The 778-nt window shown below is 67.6% G+C and carries 2 protein-coding genes; one reads left to right on the forward strand and one right to left on the reverse strand.

All coding sequences use genetic code 11. The features are described 5' to 3' along the window. Window positions 1-296 (reverse strand): YkvA family protein (locus tag G7A99_RS22395; protein ID WP_163144217.1); only part of this gene is annotated, 296 nt, incomplete at its 3' end. A gap of 102 nt (window positions 297-398) precedes the next feature. On the opposite strand from G7A99_RS22395, the gene G7A99_RS22400 reads away from it, so the two are divergent. After that, the coding region (locus tag G7A99_RS22400) for a TetR/AcrR family transcriptional regulator (protein WP_163144219.1) at window positions 399-778 on the forward strand (380 nt) is incomplete at its 3' end.

Below are 778 nucleotides of genomic sequence, written 5' to 3' on the forward strand. Positions count from 1 at the left end.
TCATGCCCTTTCTGCGACGCAGTTTTCCGCCGTGCCACCGCCCGGGCATCCCGAACAACGTCCCCCGGCACGAGCCAGAGGGCCAGTGCGATGAGGCCGGGGACGACGAGCACATCGTCGAGATGGCCGATCACCGGTATGAAATCCGGGATCAGGTCGATGGGCGAGAGCATGTAGCCCACGGCGACGGCGATCAGGGCGCGGGAGGCAACAGGCGTATTTGGGTGCCGCGCGATCGCCCGGTAGGTGGCGACCTCCAGTCTGATGCCCGCTGCGAATGCCCGCCATCGTCCCATCGCGACCTCCGGCCGGGTTCCCGGCGCCTTATCTCTGGCGCATATCGTGCCTTTCATGGGGGCGTTTGGGTATTTATAGACGATCGGTCTATAATTAACGGCATGAACACGACAGCCACGCCGAAACGCCGCCGCGGGCGGCCGCCGAAGGTGCCGAGGGCGTATGCGGATACGCGAGAGGCGCTTATCCGCAGCGGCACGGCGGTGCTCACGGAGCAGGGCTTCACCGCCACGGGGATCGACGGGATCCTCCGCCGCGTCGGCGTGCCCAAGGGCTCGTTCTATCACTACTTCGACAGCAAGGAGGCCTTCGGCCGCGCGGTGCTGGCGGACTACGCGGCGTACTTCGCCGGCAAGCTCGACCGCTGGCTGCTGGATGGGTCGACCCCGCCGCTGGACCGGCTCGCCGCCTTCGTGGACGACGCCAAGGCCGGTATGGCCCGGCACGGTTTCCGCCGCGGGTGCCTGGTGGGCAACCTCGG

The organism is Arhodomonas sp. KWT, assembly GCF_010993615.1.